At 60.4% G+C, this 16,442-nt stretch carries 16 protein-coding genes; 1 reads left to right on the top strand and 15 read right to left on the bottom strand.

Annotated features, from left to right (window positions below; genetic code table 11):
- Window positions 1-21 precede the first annotated feature (21 nt).
- Window positions 22-1,848: a phosphoenolpyruvate--protein phosphotransferase gene (gene ptsP, locus KUA11_RS08675; protein ID WP_217409910.1), complete on the top strand. Its 1,827-nt coding sequence runs from the start codon at window positions 22-24 to the stop codon at window positions 1,846-1,848.
- A gap of 44 nt (window positions 1,849-1,892) precedes the next feature.
- Here ptsP and KUA11_RS08670 read toward each other — a convergent pair whose 3' ends face one another.
- From KUA11_RS08670 to ccmI, 15 genes are all read right to left on the bottom strand, one after another.
- Window positions 1,893-2,078 (bottom strand): hypothetical protein, encoded by a 186-nt coding sequence (locus tag KUA11_RS08670; RefSeq protein WP_217409909.1) that lies wholly within the window; start codon window positions 2,076-2,078, stop codon window positions 1,893-1,895.
- The gene (locus KUA11_RS08665) at window positions 2,071-3,078 is read right to left on the bottom strand and encodes a hypothetical protein (RefSeq protein ID WP_302480878.1); all 1,008 of its coding nucleotides are present in this window, start codon (window positions 3,076-3,078) and stop codon (window positions 2,071-2,073) included. Before KUA11_RS08665 ends, KUA11_RS08670 begins: the two co-directional genes overlap by 8 nt.
- Complete coding sequence (locus KUA11_RS08660; protein ID WP_217409907.1) at window positions 3,005-3,700, bottom strand: nucleoside/nucleotide kinase family protein; 696 nt, start codon at window positions 3,698-3,700, stop codon at window positions 3,005-3,007. Before KUA11_RS08660 ends, KUA11_RS08665 begins: the two co-directional genes overlap by 74 nt.
- A gap of 42 nt (window positions 3,701-3,742) precedes the next feature.
- A complete protein-coding gene (ilvD, locus tag KUA11_RS08655; protein ID WP_217409906.1) occupies window positions 3,743-5,605 on the bottom strand; it encodes a dihydroxy-acid dehydratase in 1,863 nt (620 codons plus the stop codon).
- Between the two features lie 177 nt (window positions 5,606-5,782).
- Window positions 5,783-6,952 carry a glycosyltransferase family 32 protein gene (locus tag KUA11_RS08650; protein ID WP_217409905.1) on the bottom strand — a complete coding sequence of 390 codons (1,170 nt, stop codon included), beginning with the start codon at window positions 6,950-6,952 and terminating at the stop codon, window positions 5,783-5,785.
- Between the two features lie 187 nt (window positions 6,953-7,139).
- Window positions 7,140-8,597 carry an amidophosphoribosyltransferase gene (purF, locus tag KUA11_RS08645; RefSeq protein WP_217409904.1) on the bottom strand — a complete coding sequence of 486 codons (1,458 nt, stop codon included), beginning with the start codon at window positions 8,595-8,597 and terminating at the stop codon, window positions 7,140-7,142.
- Window positions 8,598-8,658: 61 nt separating this feature from the next.
- Entirely contained in the window at window positions 8,659-9,324 is a 666-nt protein-coding gene (locus KUA11_RS08640) for a CvpA family protein (RefSeq protein ID WP_217409903.1), read from the bottom strand.
- A gap of 129 nt (window positions 9,325-9,453) precedes the next feature.
- On the bottom strand, window positions 9,454-9,834 hold the full coding sequence (locus tag KUA11_RS08635; protein ID WP_217409902.1) for a nucleoside triphosphate pyrophosphohydrolase family protein: 381 nt from the start codon (window positions 9,832-9,834) through the stop codon (window positions 9,454-9,456).
- A 58-nt stretch (window positions 9,835-9,892) separates the two neighbouring features.
- Window positions 9,893-10,624, bottom strand: a complete 732-nt coding sequence (locus KUA11_RS08630; RefSeq protein WP_217409901.1) for a glycoside hydrolase family 108 protein — start codon at window positions 10,622-10,624, stop codon at window positions 9,893-9,895.
- Between the two features lie 107 nt (window positions 10,625-10,731).
- Window positions 10,732-11,220: a Cys-tRNA(Pro) deacylase gene (gene ybaK / locus KUA11_RS08625; RefSeq protein WP_217409900.1), complete on the bottom strand. Its 489-nt coding sequence runs from the start codon at window positions 11,218-11,220 to the stop codon at window positions 10,732-10,734.
- Window positions 11,221-11,290: 70 nt separating this feature from the next.
- A complete protein-coding gene (locus KUA11_RS08620) occupies window positions 11,291-12,571 on the bottom strand; it encodes a DEAD/DEAH box helicase (protein ID WP_217409899.1) in 1,281 nt (426 codons plus the stop codon).
- A gap of 282 nt (window positions 12,572-12,853) precedes the next feature.
- Window positions 12,854-13,762: a glucosamine kinase nucleotide-binding domain-containing protein gene (locus KUA11_RS08615; protein WP_217409898.1), complete on the bottom strand. Its 909-nt coding sequence runs from the start codon at window positions 13,760-13,762 to the stop codon at window positions 12,854-12,856.
- A complete protein-coding gene (metW, locus tag KUA11_RS08610) occupies window positions 13,759-14,394 on the bottom strand; it encodes a methionine biosynthesis protein MetW (RefSeq protein ID WP_217409897.1) in 636 nt (211 codons plus the stop codon). The genes KUA11_RS08615 and metW overlap by 4 nt, the downstream gene beginning before the upstream one ends.
- Before the next feature lies 1 nt (window position 14,395).
- Complete coding sequence (gene metX, locus KUA11_RS08605; RefSeq protein WP_217409896.1) at window positions 14,396-15,598, bottom strand: homoserine O-acetyltransferase MetX; 1,203 nt, start codon at window positions 15,596-15,598, stop codon at window positions 14,396-14,398.
- Between the two features lie 96 nt (window positions 15,599-15,694).
- The gene (ccmI, locus tag KUA11_RS08600) at window positions 15,695-16,423 is read right to left on the bottom strand and encodes a c-type cytochrome biogenesis protein CcmI (protein WP_217409895.1); all 729 of its coding nucleotides are present in this window, start codon (window positions 16,421-16,423) and stop codon (window positions 15,695-15,697) included.
- Window positions 16,424-16,442 lie beyond the last annotated feature (19 nt).

Below are 16,442 nucleotides of genomic sequence, written 5' to 3'. Positions count from 1 at the left end.
GGCACGCAACCAGAGGACCAGATGATCGAGCGGACACGGACGAACGGGCGACAGCATTCCACCACGGAGGAAGCGACAGACCCGCACCTGACGAAAGGCCAGCCCGTCGGCCCCGGCGTGGCCATCGGTCCGGCCTATATCGTCCGTGACGACCCTTCCCCCGAGCCGGAAATCCGCCGCAGCGAACACACACCAGCACAGGAAGCCGAGCGCTTTACCGAGGCCGTGAATCGCTCCATCGGGCAACTCGTCACCCTGCGCCGCCGCATCGAACGGTTGCCGGAAGAAAGTCAGGTCGAAATCGGCCCGTTGCTGGAGGTCTATCGCCGGATGCTCGGCCCCTCACGCCTCCAGCGCGAGGTCATGCGGCATATTGAGGATGGGCTGACGGCGGAAGCCGCCGTTCATATCAGCACCGACGCCCTGCGCGAGCAGATGCTCGCCATGCTGGATGGACAGGAATCCGGCACGGACGAGGCCGCTGCCCTGCGCCGCCGCGCCGACGAGATCCGCGAAATCGGCCGTCGCCTGATCCGTAACCTTCTGCGCCGCGCCTATGTCTCGCTCTCCAAGGTGCCGGCCGGCTCCATCCTTGTCAGCCGCACGCTCCAGCCCGCCGACGCCGCGCTGATCGACCCGTCGCGCATTGCCGCCGTGGTGACGGAGGATGGTGGCACCACCGGGCATTCCGCCATCATGCTGCGTGCGCTGGGCATCCCCTCCGTCATGGGCGCGGAGGACATTCTCGACGGGCTGGAAACTGGCGCGACGCTGGTGGTGGACGGCAATGAAGGCACCGTCCGCATCATGCCCACGCCGACCGAACTGCGCCGTGCGCGACGGCAGGTTACGGCCTATGCCCGCAAGCGGCAGGAACTGGGGCGGCTGCGACGCCTGACGTCACGTATGGCGAGCGGGGAGAAAATCTCGCTTCAGGCCAATATGGAACTGCCCGCCGAACTGCCGCTGGTCGCACAATCGGGCGCGGCGGGCATCGGTCTGCTGCGCACCGAGTTCCTGTTCCTCAACGCCGAGACCCTGCCGGACGAAGACACACAGTTCGATATTTACGCCTCCGTCGTCTCCGCCATGGGCGCCGACCCGACGACCATCCGTGTGCTGGACTGGGGCGGTGAGAAGCCGAGTGAGGCGCTGGCCCGCATGAACGGCAATGGCGAGGAACCGGAGGAAAACCCGGCGCTCGGCCTGCGCGGGCTGCGGCTGCTGCTGGAACACCCGCACCTGCTGGAAACGCAGTTCTCCGCCATTCTCCGCGCCGCCGCCAAGGGACCAGTGCGCGTGCTGCTGCCCATGGTTACCGTGGCGTCGGAGGTAATCGCCGCACGAGAGATTTATGAGCGTGTGGCGCGGCGGCTCAAGCGCAAGGGCGTGGAGACGGGCGACACGCTGCCGCCGCTGGGCATCATGATCGAGACGCCTGCTGCCGCTCTGACCGCAGGCGCGCTGGCACAGCATGCGGATTTTCTGGCACTCGGCACCAACGATCTGACCATGTACACCACCGCCGCCGACCGCTCTTCCGCCGAAGTGGCGGCTCTGTGCGACCCGCTGCACCCCGCCGTGCTGCGAATGATGGCCGAGACCATCACCGCCGGATTGGTGGAGCGGCGTCCAGTCTCGATCTGTGGCGAGATGGCGGGCGATCCGAAAATGACGCCGCTGTTGATCGGCATGGGATGTCGCGCGTTTTCCATGACGCCCTCCGCCGTACCGCGTGTGAAACAGGTGGTGCGCGGCATGCGGCATGAGGACTGCCGCCAGTTAGCGCGGCGTGTGCTGGCGGAGACGGATGCGGGGGTTATTCGGGAGATGTTGGAAGGGGCTTAGTGGATAAGGTAGAAGCTATTCAAATCGTTGATGACTCAGCGAAATTACGCTTTTCGAGAATTCTCATCAAAATACTCAAATACTTGAACATGCTTAGCCGCAAATTCACGTAATTTCTTCTTTCGAATATCCATCAAATTTACTACATTATTTTCAGATAATGAAATATTAAAAGAGTCGTTTTTGTTTTTAGTCATTTCAAAAACAAAAACATCTTTATCTTTAATCATCTTTCACCTCCGTCCGGACTGCCGCTGATTGCTCTTTTTTCGCCAAACGATCAACTGTAAGCAATTCATAATCGATCATTGCATCCAATGGAACGTTGAATAATGGAATAAGCGTTTTCGGATTTTTTTTTGTCACTTTTCCATCACGCTTCCGCTCGTTAACGGATTTAAATAATTTTAAATAATTTTTTGGGGACACTCCATCGTATTGTCTAAATAAAACTTTTTCATTAATATTACTATCCTTTGGATTTTCAGTAATAGAATCAGAATGCAATTCAATTGCCAAACTTTTACGATAAGGCTCAATATATAAAACCTCAGAAACACCCGCTGCCACAATATGCCTTGCACAATTATGGCAAGGATAAGTATTTGTAAAAAGTCTAGCTCCCACCAAAGAGTTTTTACCCTCTCGCGCTACAGAAATAAGCGCCTCCATTTCAGCATGGATAGATCGAGAAAACTCTATCAATGAATCAACACCATTACCTTCCAATATATCTTCGATATCTTTCTTTGATATTCCTCTTTTTACAATTGATGAATTATATAATTTCTCACATATATCATTTATTATAGATTTTCTTTTATCCTCATTATGGCAAACACCACCTTTCCATAAAAAACATCTATGATCATGATTTAAAAAACGACTTTCACTCGTATTGTATGTATGTTGATCATCTTCTCTATATAATCCACCACCAAACTTTGGCACATCATTCCAACCAACAGCTATCAATTCTCCATCTTTAGATAAAATACTTGCACCAACCTGCCGCGATAAACAAGCTGAGTTCACAGAAGCTGCTACCGCTTCGTACATTGCAGTTTCATCACGTGTCGGAGTTCTAATTTTTGACGAAAATATAAGATCCACATACCGCAATATACGAGGCCTTAAATCTTCCTTCAATCCATCATTACAAAGAAAAAAAATCCGCCTCAACAAATACCTTTCGTGTTTTTTGGCCAAAACTAATGGGCTCTTGATCATCCCTCTTAAGGATTTTTGTTATAACATAATCCTCAACACCTTTATTTTTTAATCGATCTCTTCGTATTTCATCAGGAGCAAAAACTCCAAACAATATCAAGGAATCTCCATAAACGTCTCTTAACGCATTATACTCATCAATATGTTTTATAGAATCTATAATATAAAATAATCTTTTCGGAACAGAAACAGGTTTTTCATTAACAGTTTTTACTCCACCCCTACTAACCCTGTTGCAGCTTATTTCTTCTATAGCCTTTTCTATTAAATATTCACCACCAAACTCTTCACGAAGTTTATTTCCTATGTCTTGCATTTTTGTAATATATACATCTTGTGAAATCTCGCCCCTTGGAGCGACTTCACCAACACGATGAGCTTCTTTTTTAATTATATCACTAGGTTTTATATAAATACACTTTTCATAACCATAATCAGACTGAATTATATCAGACAACACTTCTGCGCATGTTGAAACACCTGATGACACAGGCCCTACAAATGCAAATATTAACTCTTGGGAACGCCTATCAGATATCTTATGAAAAAAACGAGCTTCATCATCATTAGAATAAAATAGAGATTTAATATTATTAATATCCATCTGAGATACAGTTCTCATTTTAAAATTCACTCCAATACATGTAGTTTGTATTATAAAAATCTATTTAGCCACACGCCGCACAATCTGCCCCAGATCCCGCACAGCACCCCGCGCAGCACTCGTCGTCAGCGCGGCGTAAGCCTGCAACGCCGTGGACACCACGCGATCCCGCGCGGGCTTCCATGCCGCATCACCCTGATCGTCCATACGGGCACGACGGGCCGACATTTCGGAATCCGCCACCGCCGTTTTCAGCACGCGGTTGGGGATGTCGATCTCAATGATGTCGCCATCCTGAATCAGCCCGATTGCGCCACCCTCCGCCGCTTCCGGCGAGATATGGCCGATCGACAGGCCCGAGCTTCCGCCCGAAAAGCGTCCGTCCGTGATGAGTGCACAGGACTCCGCCAATCCCTTCGATTTGAGGTAGCTGGTAGGATACAGCATCTCCTGCATGCCCGGACCGCCCTTGGGCCCTTCGTAGCGGATCACCACCACATCACCGGCCTTGATGCGATCACCAAGGATGGCGGACACGGCGGCATCCTGACTTTCGAACACGCGCGCGGGGCCGGAGAAGGTCAGTAGCCCTTCCGCCACACCTGCCGTTTTCACGATGGCCCCGTCTTCGGCAATGTTGCCGTACAGCACGGCCAGACCGCCTTCCTTGCTGAAAGCGTGGTCGCCCTTGCGGATGGCACCCTTCTCGCGGTCGAGATCCAGTTCCTTGTAGCGGCTGGCCTGCGAGAACGCTTCCGTTGTCCGCACACCACCGGGAGCGGCGCGGTAGAATGTTCTGGCCTCATCCGAAGCCGTCTCGCCGGCGATGTCCCATTGCGCGAGCGCGTCATGCAGCGTGGCCGCGTGGACCATCGGCACGTCGCGATGCAGCAGATTCATGCGATCCAGTTCACCAAGGATGGCCTGCACACCGCCCGCGCGATGGACGTTTTCCATGTGCACATCGGCCTTGGATGGGGCGACCTTGCACAGGTTCGGCACGCGGCGTGACAGGCGGTCAATGTCCGCCATGGTGAACGGCACTTCACCTTCGTGGGCTGCGGCCAGAAGGTGAAGCACGGTGTTGGTGGAGCCGCCCATGGCGATGTCCACGGTCATGGCGTTCTCAAACGCTTCGAACGTAGCGATGGAACGCGGCAGGACGCGGCTGTCTCCACCCTCGTAATAACGCTTGGCCAGATCCACAATCAGGCGCCCGGCCTTGAGGAACAGCTCGCGCCGGTCCGCGTGGGTGGCGACAAGGCTGCCATTGCCCGGCAGCGACAGGCCCAGCGCTTCGGTCAGGCAGTTCATAGAGTTGGCGGTGAACATGCCCGAGCAGGAACCGCAGGTCGGGCAGGCCGAGCGCTCAATGGTGTCGGACTCGTCCTGTGTGACATTGGGATTGGCGGCCGCGACCATGGAGGTCACGAGATCGACGGCCTTGTCGATTTCGCCCTCTTTCACATGACCGGCCTCCATCGGGCCGCCGGAGACAAACACGACAGGGATGTTCAGCCGCATGGCCGCCATCAGCATGCCGGGCGTGATCTTGTCGCAGTTGCTGATGCACACCAGCGCATCGGCGGCGTGGGCGTTGACCATGTATTCCACAGCGTCCGCGATCAGCTCGCGTGAAGGCAGGCTGTAGAGCATCCCGCCATGGCCCATGGCGATACCGTCATCGACCGCGATGGTGTTGAACTCGCGCCCGATGCCGCCGGCCTCCTCGATCGCGCCGCACACGAGTTGGCCCAGATCCTTGAGGTGGACATGGCCCGGCACGAACTGGGTGAAGGAATTGGCCACAGCGATAATGGGCTTGCCGAAATCGCCGTCCTTCATACCCGTCGCACGCCACAGGCTACGGGCGCCGGCCATGTTGCGGCCATGGGTGGTGGTGCGGGAGCGGTAGGCGGGCATGTCTCGTGTTCTTTCGCTCTGGACGTGATGGCCTTGGCGTGCGGCCACGTTTCATATGGGGGCTATAGCCGGAAAAACAGCGGGCGTCAGCCTCGCACGCTCACCCAAAAGGGCACGAGCGCGCGACACCTTTTGACAGCATGGAACAGACTGAGGGCCGCGCCGGGAAGGCCGGTGTCAACCGGCCGCGTGCCAGTTGCCGTCTTTCTTATAGGCCATGTCCATATCCTGAATGATGCTGCCGAATTCAGGCGAACGCAGCACCATAACGCTGCGGTCAAAGGGCTGGCCCGTGCTGAACGCCGTGTGCAGCTTGCGGTTCAGGGCGCGATTGAACACGCCCGGACCGGTCTTGTAGGCGATGTAGAGATCCTTGAAGAGATAGCTGTTGCGGTAGAGCGACAGCATGCAGTCCGCCAGAATCGGGCTGTTGCGGCGGCTGCCGAAGAAGTCGTTGTGAACGTAGTAATTGTCGGTCACGAAAAAGACGTGGGACGGCTTTTGCACCGCGAGCGCTTCCAGTTCTTCGGGCGCGGTGATGCGGATGTCCGCGTCCAGCCACCAGCCTCCAAGTTCCTGAATAACATGCACGCGCAGGAAATCCGCCGCTTCCGCCGGGTGGCGGGCATTCAGAAACAGATCCTGCGCCTCCCGCCCATAGCGCTCATAAAGCCACTGGGCGGCATCGTCGCGGTCGAACATGCGAACATCGAAGGCTTCCAGTTCCTCGCGATGATAGGCGAGGTTCTGCTCCACTTCCTCGGGGCGGTTGCTGTCCCAGTACATGTAGATGGAGGGAGGAATGGTCTGCTCTTCGGGGGGACGCGCCGGCATTTTCGGCTCGGGCAGCACGGAGAGCGCCGTCTCCAGATAAAGCACGTCCACTTCCTCGCCCGTGTGGAAGGCTTCGAAGCAGTTGCCCATGCGCTCCAGCCCGCCCTTGGGGTCGTGCTGTCGCCACGCGACCATGATGCCGCAGATGTAATCATGAATGGGTTTGGACAGCCGCTCAAGCTGCTCAAGCTCATCGTCGGGCGGCGTCAGACCGGCCTTGAGCATACACAGCAGGCGCGCCTGAAGCAGCGAGGACGCCAGCGGGTACTCGCGCGGATGTTTGGAATGGAGATTGAAGGCAAGGCCATAAAAATAGGCCGCTTCCCGCACCAGCTTGTGCATGTGCAGGATATTGGCCAGTGCAAAAGCATGTTCGACAGTCGCCGCACCATGCTTGTGATAATAGTTCATGGCCTGATGATCGTGCGCGAAATCCTCCAACGTGAAGTCGGAAGTCTTTTCCACTGGAAGCGTCAGGTAAGTCGCCTCGGTTTCCGCTGTATCAACCACCATGATCCGATCTTTTTCAGCCCGTCCGGCCCTGAAACCTCAGCAGACGGGCAATGAGACAAACCCCTGCGATATCGGACATTCTTCCCGCAGCGTCCAGACCCTGCACACCCATGCTGTCATGCTCACCTGAAAGGATGAATTTTTCCGTACGTCCTCCATGCGACGCACGGAAAATCCACGCTCCGGTTCAGGCTGTGCCTACGCCGCACTCGGCGTCATGGTCCACCAGCTTGATGGGATAATCCCCGGTGAAGCAGGCGTCGCAGTAACGGCTGCGCGTGGCATCGCGCTTCTCATGCCCAAGAGCGCGATAGAGACCGTCGAAGGAGATGAAGGCCAGACTGTCCACGCCCAGAAGCTCCGCCATCTTGGGCAGATCATGCTGGGCGGCGAGCAACTTGGAGCGCTCGGGCGTGTCGATACCATAGAAGCAGGAATGTTTCGTGGGCGGGGAGGAAATCCGCAGATGCACCTCGGCGGCGCCCGCTGCGCGCACCATGTCCACGATCTTGCGCGACGTCGTGCCGCGCACGATGGAATCGTCCACGAGAATAACGCGTTTACCCTCCAGCACCGGCTTGTTGGGCGAATGCTTCATCCGCACCCCAAGGTTACGGATCTGATCCGTGGGCTCGATGAAGGTGCGACCGACATAGTGGTTGCGGATGATGCCCAACTCGAAGGGAATCCCGCTTTCCTGCGAATAGCCCATGGCGGACGGCACGCCGGAATCCGGCACCGGCACCACCACATCGGCCTCCACCGCGCTCTCGCGTGCCAGTTCCACGCCGATCTGCTTGCGCGCGTCATAGACGGCCACGCCGTCCAGAACCGAGTCGGGGCGGGCAAAATAAATGTATTCGAACACGCAGAACCGCGGACGCTCGGGAGCGAACGGCCGCACCGAACGCACGCCGCTCTTGTCGATGATGACGACCTCGCCCGGTTCCACGTCGCGCACGAATTCCGCGCCCACGATGTCGAGTCCGCAGCTCTCCGAAGACAGCACCCATCCCGTTGCGTCATCCGTTGCACCCGGTAGGCGGCCCAGTACCAGCGGTCTTACACCCATCGGATCGCGCACACCCATCACGCAGTCGCGTGACATCACCACCAGCGAATACGCACCCTGCACCTGCTTGAGCGCGTCGATCAGGCGGTCCTCCACCGTCGCGTAGAGCGAAATGGCGATCAGGTGGATGAACACTTCCGTGTCCGTGGTGGACTGGAACAGGCAGCCGCGACGGATCAGGGCGCGACGAATGGCATGGGCGTTGGTCAGGTTGCCGTTATGCGCGACCGCCAGACCGCCGAACTCAAACTCCGCGAACAAAGGCTGCACGTTGCGCAGCAGCGTGTCGCCCGTGGTGGAGTAGCGATTGTGCCCCACAGCACAGCTTCCCGGCAGCGCCGCCATGACACGCGGATCGTGGAACACGTCGCCCACCAGTCCAAGGCCGCGATGCGAGGAGAACTTGTGGCCGTCATAACTGACGATGCCCGATGCCTCCTGTCCACGGTGCTGGAGCGCATGCAGGCCGAGCGCCGTGATGGCGGCGGCGTCAGCGACATTCCACACTCCGAAGACGGCGCATTCCTCCTGGAATTTGTCATTCTCAGGAAACAGGGAAAGCCTTACGGACATTCGATCTTCATCCTTCTCCCCCCGCGTCTCCTCCGGACGGGTCGGCCTCAACGTGCAGGGGTCAATCAGGGTCAGCATTGCCGGGCGCTTCCGGCTTGCGGAGGTCATGACGCGGGCGGTCGCCCTGCGCAAGGCCCGTCGGAGCAAATCTCGACATCCAAGGGGCAATATAGGGTGCAGCCGACGCGATTCCACCCGTCGGCCGCGTTTCATCGGAGAAGGATGCGGTTTTCGCCACACTGGAAAGCACCCATCCACTGACGATGTACAACGCCACGATAAGCGCGCCCCCCTTTACCAGCCCGAACACACCACCCAGCAGCCGATCCACCCCCGCCAGAGGCGACGCAAGAATAAGCCGCGCCACCCATGAGGACACCAGCGCCCACCCCAGAAGCACAGCGAGGAACACCACCCCGAACGCCACGCTCTCCGCAAGTTCCGCCGGCTGCACAGTGGGAATGGCCCATTGCCGGGCCGCATGATGCCACGCCAGGGCCGCCAGCAGGGCCGCCACCCAGCCGCCCAACCCCAGCACGGCGCGCGACAGCCCCTTGCGCAGCCCGAGCAGCAGCGAGACCACGAGCACGACTTCCACCACCACGGCGGGCGCACCCAACGGATTGACGGCTACGGCCTGCGATGCGGCGCTTACGGCTCCGCCGATCGTGGCCCAATCGGGCACGTACTGCGCCGCTGTCTGAGCATACCAATCGGGCGCGGACATCAGCGCGTTGCCGCCTCTGTGTCCGCAGCGCCGGAATGGGACCTAGGAAAAAGGAAACGCTCAGCCGCCTGCATCGGGAAGCTTATGCCACTGCGGATCGCAGGCTGTCACCGTCGAAGAGGGGACCAATCAGGGAAGTTTGCTCGTCGCCACACGCCATGGCCTTTTGCGCGCCATTTTCGGACGCCCCGGCAGGAGACTGAGCTTCAGGCTGAGTTCGCCCATCTCGATCCGGGCATGCAGTTCGTTCCAGATCGTGTCGGGATCCACACCCTGATCCTTCCACAAAGCTACAAGCCCTTCGAGAAAGCGCGCGCTGCTGTCCACAACAGTCGCCCTGTCCTGCATCATGGCGGCTGCCGCGCAGACAGCGGCTTCGCCCCCCAGTTCACAGGCCAGCGTCCGGGTGCGCAGGGACCGTATCTCCGGCGATGCGGGCTGTTCCCCATCCACCTTCCGTTCGAGAAATGGCGCGAGGGTTGCAGCGGCGCCGGGCTGTGATCCTGTCATTCTCCCATCATGACGATGATCGGGAGGCAGGGTCAATCACCCGGGCGCGATCATACGCTCATGCCTGTCCGGTCCATGAGGGTGTCGCGGCCTCCCGCACGGCGGCAGCACTTACCATCGCAAGTGCCGTTTCGGTGCGCCGGCGCGTGCGCGCCAGCCAGCCGCGGCCCCAGCGGCGGAAACCGACCTTGCTGCGATAATCCCGTGTCTGCATGCCCGAGAGCACCAGCACCATCAGCAGCCCCATGCCGTCGCGACGCGCAAGGGCCCGCCGCACTTCCGGACCGATTCCGCTGCTGGGCGGCAGGCCGAGGCGCTCATGCAGGATAGACAGACCATCGGGGTCCAACTGTGAGAGCAGGTCTTCCATGGTGACGCTGGCCAGCGCCGCCAGCGAACGTGGGCCGATCTGCCCGTCCGGCGTCGTACCGACCATGCGCTGCAGAAGCGAGGCGGAAGGATAAAGGCCGCAATTCCAGCCGAAATCGAACACCATCAGGTCGAGCCCTGCCGGAAGAGCGGAACAACCGAGCGGATTCCAGAAGCGCGAACGGGCAATCGCATCGAACGTGGCAAGATCGAGCGTGCGCATGTCCTCGGCCGTCGGAACCGCTGGTTTCATCCATGCCGCGAGAAGAGCGGCCGAAACGCCATGACAACTCCCAATCAGCGTGCCGCGACCACCCTTGTCATCAGGCAGCCAGTTTCCGGCATCCTTGGGGTCGTCGCTGTATCCTCCCTCGGCAGTACGAACGAAATCGAGGCAGGCATCGAAATTCTGGCCGGTCAAAGGGACGGTCTCCGGGGCTGGCAGGGATTTCCGGTCGGGCACGCAGCAATCGCGCCCGACAGCGGATTTTCCCCAACCTAACCGTCTCCATTGACCCAGCCCTCACCTCACGACATGCGCTGCGGAATAAGAATATCGGCGAACCGCCCCTTCATCGCTGCCAGCGCATCGGCCACCGACAGACGCACCTGAATGCCCCGACCGCCTCCGTTCATGAGAATACATGGCAGGCTTTCCGCCTCCTGCGCCACCACGGTCGGCACCGCGCGACGCTGACCGAAAGGGCTGATCCCACCCAATCTGTAACCGGTGATCCGCTCGGCATCCGGCTGCTTCATCATCGCGGCGCTGCGCCCCGAAAAAGCCGCCGCCAGTTTTTTCATGCTGAGTTCCCGCGCCACGGGAATGACGGCGCAGACAGGCTTGCCGTCCACCTCGGCCATCAGGGTCTTGAAGACCCGTTCCTCCGGTTCTCCCACAGCCGCCGCCGCATGCACGCCGAGTTTTCCGGCCGAAGGGTCATACTCATATTCAAGCGTCTCGAAAGTAATCCCCTGCCGCCGGAGAAATGCGGTTGCGGGGGTGGTCCTGCTCATTGTCCTGCTCCGGTCACGTCACATGAGAAGGGCGGGACCTGACGGCCCCGCCCTTCTGCATAATCTTGCCTCACGCGACGACGCGGCGTCCACGACTGCGACCACCGCCGCCTCCCGGGGCACCGCCCCGGCCCGACGGGCCGCCTCGACCGCCGCCACGGCCTCGGCCACCTCCCCCCAGCACGGGAGGACGCAGCTTGGAGTGTTCGGCCACGTCGGAATGATAGGGGTGATCGCGCACCACCGGAACATCCTTGCCGATCGTGCGTTCGATGTCGCGCAGCCACGCGCGCTGCTCGGGATCGCAGAAGGAGACGGCCCAGCCTTCACGTCCTGCACGCGCCGTACGGCCGATACGATGCACATAACTCTCTGGAATGTTAGGCAGATCGTAGTTGAAGACATGACTCACATCGTCAACATCGATACCGCGCGCCGCGATGTCGGTCGCCACCAGCACCTTGACGGTGCCGGCACGGAAACCCGCCATGGCCCGCTCACGCGCACCCTGCGACTTGTTGCCGTGAATGGCCTCGGACGTGATGCCATTGCGATTGAGGAACTCGGCCACCTTGTTGGCCTCGTGCTTCATCAGCGTGAACACCACCGCACGGACAACCTTGGGCGACTCCAGCAACATCAGGAGCGCGTCCTTCTTTTTGTCCGGCTCCACGAACATCACGGCCTGACGGATGCGATCCACCGTGCTGGACGGCGGCGTCACTTCCACCGTCACCGGATCGCGCAACAGGCTGCCCGCAAGCTCGGTGATGCTCTGCGGCATAGTGGCCGAGAACAGCAGCGTCTGACGGTCACGCGGCAGCGACGCCACGATACGGCGGATATCGCGCACGAAGCCCATGTCGAGCATCCGGTCAGCCTCATCGAGGACGAGAATTTCCAAGCCGTGCAGGTCGATATAGCCCTGCCCCATCAGGTCGAGAAGACGACCGGGAGCCGCGACAAGCACATCCACACCGCGGCGCATGGCCTCGATCTGGCGTCCCTGCCCCACACCGCCGAAGATGACGGTGTGAGTAAACTTCATGTGGCGCGCGTAGGCCTTGAAGCTCTCATCGATCTGAGAAGCCAGTTCGCGCGTGGGGGCAAGCACCAGGGTGCGCGCGCCTTTGGACGCGGCCGGCTTCCGGTGCGTGAGAAGATGATGGAGAATGGGCAGGGCAAAAGCCGCTGTCTTTCCCGTGCCCGTCTGGGCAAGTCCGAGAAGATCCCGTCCTTCGAGCAGGTGCGGTATGGACTGCGCCTGAATCGGGGTCGGTTGCGTGTAGCCCTCCTCGGCAAGTGCCCTCAGTAACGGCTCGGCCAGCCGGAGGTCGGCAAACGTGGTCATCAGATAAAAACACCTCCGGGTGTGTTCTGGAGTGTCGGGAGTCTGTCCCGACGTCATCTTGGGATCCGAGAGGCACGACATCCCACCCACAACAGAGCGTTTTCGCTCTGATCAGGATGGGTCTCAGGCTTTCCGGTCCGCAATCAACCGGGACGTGCACACTATGGGATATGGTGACTTCCGGCCGTGATCATTGCGTCCAGTTCATGGGCCGTATCCGGAAAACAAGTATCTTACATACATGAAATTGCCACGATGTTCAATATGCGATTGCCTCTCAGCTTAGGGATTTCCGACCACACTCCGCGCCATCGCGACAGCTCCATCAATGGCATGAGTGGAGGGCAGAAAAGGCAGCCCACACACCTCTTCAGGCCATCGGGAAAGCAGGGTTTCCGCCAACCCGCCGACCAGTCCCAGCGGCAAAGCTTCCCACTGCGCTCCGGCAAGAAGGGCACGTCCGATTTCGGCAACTTCCCTTGCTGCCGCATCAAGAATACGGCCCGATACGTCCTCTCCCTCCTGCGCCAAAGCCACAACTAACGGCGTCACACTGGCGAACTCAGCCGCCGTGGCCCCCACACTCCACGTAAGCGGGTCTTTTTCCCCTTCCCCGGCAAGATGCGCCTGCACCCCCCGTGCAAGCCGTGAGGTCGGCTGCCGTCCATCTGCCACCTTCAACATGTGACGAATTGCAACAAGTCCGATCCACGCGCCGCCTCCCTCATCGCTCTGGGGGAAGCCCCATCCACCCACACGGCGCGTTTCCTCACCACGCAGCGCGAATCCGACAGTGCCGGTGCCCACTGCCACAATGGCCCCATCCATACCCTCATGCGCACCAAGACAGGAAGTGAAGGCATCAGTGCGAATGGCCATCTCGGCAAATTCGGGACAGAGCGCCCGGACGCGTGCGGCGCAACCACTCACCTCAGCACCCGCCAGTCCAGCCCCCGCCACCAGTCGCAGCGCACCGGACGTCACCATATCGGCTGACAGCCCCGCCTGTGCGAGCGCCTCCTGACAGGCGGCCCTGATGGAGTTCACGGCCTGCGCAGTATCGCTCGCGATATTGGCCGGACCGCCGCGCACTTCGCTCAGCGTGCGCCCTTCCGGCGTGACAAGCCGCAGGATCGTCTTGCTCGCACCGCCATCGATGCCCACCAGCAGCGTCTGCGGCGTGTTCTTCACGAACGTTTCAGACGAGCGCCACGCGGGGTGGAGCGACCTTTACCCAGCAAAAACAACGCCTGTTCGCCAAACAGGTTGGCCAACCGGATGGAACGTCGCCACGGGGCGCGCTCGCCCTCTTCGTCCACTGCCATCCATTCATGGACACGGTAGCCATCCTCCCGACAGAGGGCGAGAAAGTCGCGAATGGTGCAGGGATGGATGTTGGGCGTGGCATACCACGGCGTGTTCCAGACCGCCGTGTTGGGCATACGCCCGTTCAGCAGCAGCTTAAGCCGTAACTCCCAGTGTCCGAAATTGGGAAAGGACACGATGGCGTGTTCCCCGATACGCAGCATCTGCCGCAGCACCTCACGCGGGCGCTCCACAGCCTGCAGGGTGCGCTGAAGCACCACATAATCGAAGCTGTTGTCGGGGTAATGCGCCAGATCGTGATCCGCATCGCCATGCACCACGGGCAATCCGTGCGCCACGGCTCGCGTGACCTCGCCCATGTCGATCTCGATGCCCTGCGCGTCGCACCCGCGCGTGCGGTAGAGATGATCGATCAGCGAGCCATCCCCGCTGCCGACATCCAACACCCGCGTGCCGGGCGTAATCATGCCCGCGATCAGTCTCTGGTCCAGCCGCATGTCAGACCGCTCCCCCCCTGACCCGTGCAGGCAGGCCCGCATGTTCCGCCACACCCGAGAGGAACCCGCGCACCGTGCGGTCGAAATCCGGTTCGTCGAGCAGGAAGGCATCATGCCCCTTGTCCGTCTCGATCTCCACGGAGGAGACATTGGCCCCCGCCCGCATCAGCGCGCGCACCAGCGTGCGGGACTGGGAGGTGGGAAACAGCCAGTCGGACGAGAACGACACGACACAGAACCGCGTGCGCGTGCCCGCAAAGGCGTCCGCCAGATCACCGTCGCTCTCGGCGGCAATGTCCATCCAGTCCATTGCGCGGGTGATGGTGAGATAGGAGTTCGCATCGAACCGCCGCACAAAGCTCGACCCCTGATGCCGCAGATAGGACTCGACCTCGAAAATCTCACCGAACATCGACAGAGAACCACCACTGCACGGCTGGTTGGGCGTGCCGTCGGATTTGCGGACACGTCGTCCGAACTTCCGCGTCAGCGCGTCCTCCGAAAGATAGGTGATGTGCGCCATCATCCGCGCCACGGCGAGACCACGCGCAGGAATCACGCCCGCCTCCCAGTAGCGCCCTCCGTGCCAGTCCGGGTCCGCGAAGATGGCCTGACGGCTGACTTCGTTAAACGCGATGTTCTGAGCCGAATGGAATGCCGATGTCGCGATCGGCATCGCCGCCTTCACCATCTCGGGATAGGTCGTGGCCCATTCCAGTACCTGCATCCCGCCCATGGACCCGCCCACCACGGCAAACAGGTGCTCGATCCCCAGACTGCGCACCAGCGCGTGCTGGGCGCGCACCATGTCGCGGATGGTGATGGGAGGAAACTCTGTGCCCCATGGCTCCGCACTCGGCGCCCCACGCGGCGAGCGCGGCCCGGTCGAGCCCATGCAGCCGCCCAGCACATTGGAGCAGATGACAAAGAAACGGTCCGTGTCGATGGGACGTCCCGGCCCCACCATGCGCTCCCACCAGCCGCGCCGCCCCGTCACCGGGTGTGTCTCCGCCACATATTGATCACCCGTCAGCGCGTGGCAGATGAGAATGGCGTTGTCGCGGGCCTCCGACAGCGTGCCGTAGGTCCGATAGGCGATCTCCACCGGTGCGAGGGTCATCCCACAATCGAGCGTGAGACCTTCGGGGAAATGCGCGCGCTCATGCTCCACCACGGGAGCCGGAGCTATGACTGTCTGATCCATGTTCCGGGCTTTCCACAGAGTGTCCGCCACATAGGGGCCAAATGACGCCGCGATCAAGCCGGATCACCCCACCGTGTCCGGCCCGACCCTCCGGTGTCAGGGTTGCTCCTGCTCGTGTTCGCCTTGCGCGATACGTTGCTGCACCGCCTGCCGCCACGGCGCATCCTTGGGGGCCGCATCAAGAGCACGGCGATAAAGGTCGAGGCTGTCCGCGCTGATATGCCCGGTTGCCCGGACCTGTTCCTCCGCCACTTCGATCGCCAGATCGGGCGCAAACCCGAGATCGAGAGCCTTGCGCCAGGCAGTCGCGGCATCCGCGTCATGACCGCGCGCGGCCTCGGCCTGCCCCAGCAGGATATAGCCCTGTCGCAGACTGGGATCGTCGGCCGCCATGGTGGCCAACATCGCCTTAAGCTTGTCAATGGCCTCACCCGCCTTGGCGTCGCGCGCTTTGATCGCTTCCAGACGAGGGGCCAGCGGCTGGGCGGGAAAGCCCGGATGTCCCCCCGTGAGATACAGCCCCACCGCCACTACGGGGATCAACATCAGCGCTACCACCACGCCCCAGCGTTTCGCCCGCTCGGTCGTGTCCGCAGGCGCGCGGTCGGCCACGAGAATGCGCCGCTGGATCTCGGTCTGCGCCACGATATGTTCCGCAGGCGCGATCATCCCCGACGCCAGATCGCGATCCAGTTCCACAAGCTGCGCTTCATGCAGCGCCAGCGCGGCACTGCGCTCGTCCCGCGCCACCGCCCGCCGCCAGAGTGTCAGAAAAGCGGGCAGCAGTGTGATAACCGCCAGCGCGAGAAAACTCGTCCAGATCATACCGTCGTCTTCTCGCTCT

This window comes from Acetobacter estunensis, assembly GCF_019083805.1.
Lineage (GTDB): Bacteria > Pseudomonadota > Alphaproteobacteria > Acetobacterales > Acetobacteraceae > Acetobacter > Acetobacter estunensis_A.
The sequence above is the reverse complement of the archived record's forward strand: the minus strand, read 5'-3'. Positions and strand labels throughout refer to the sequence as shown.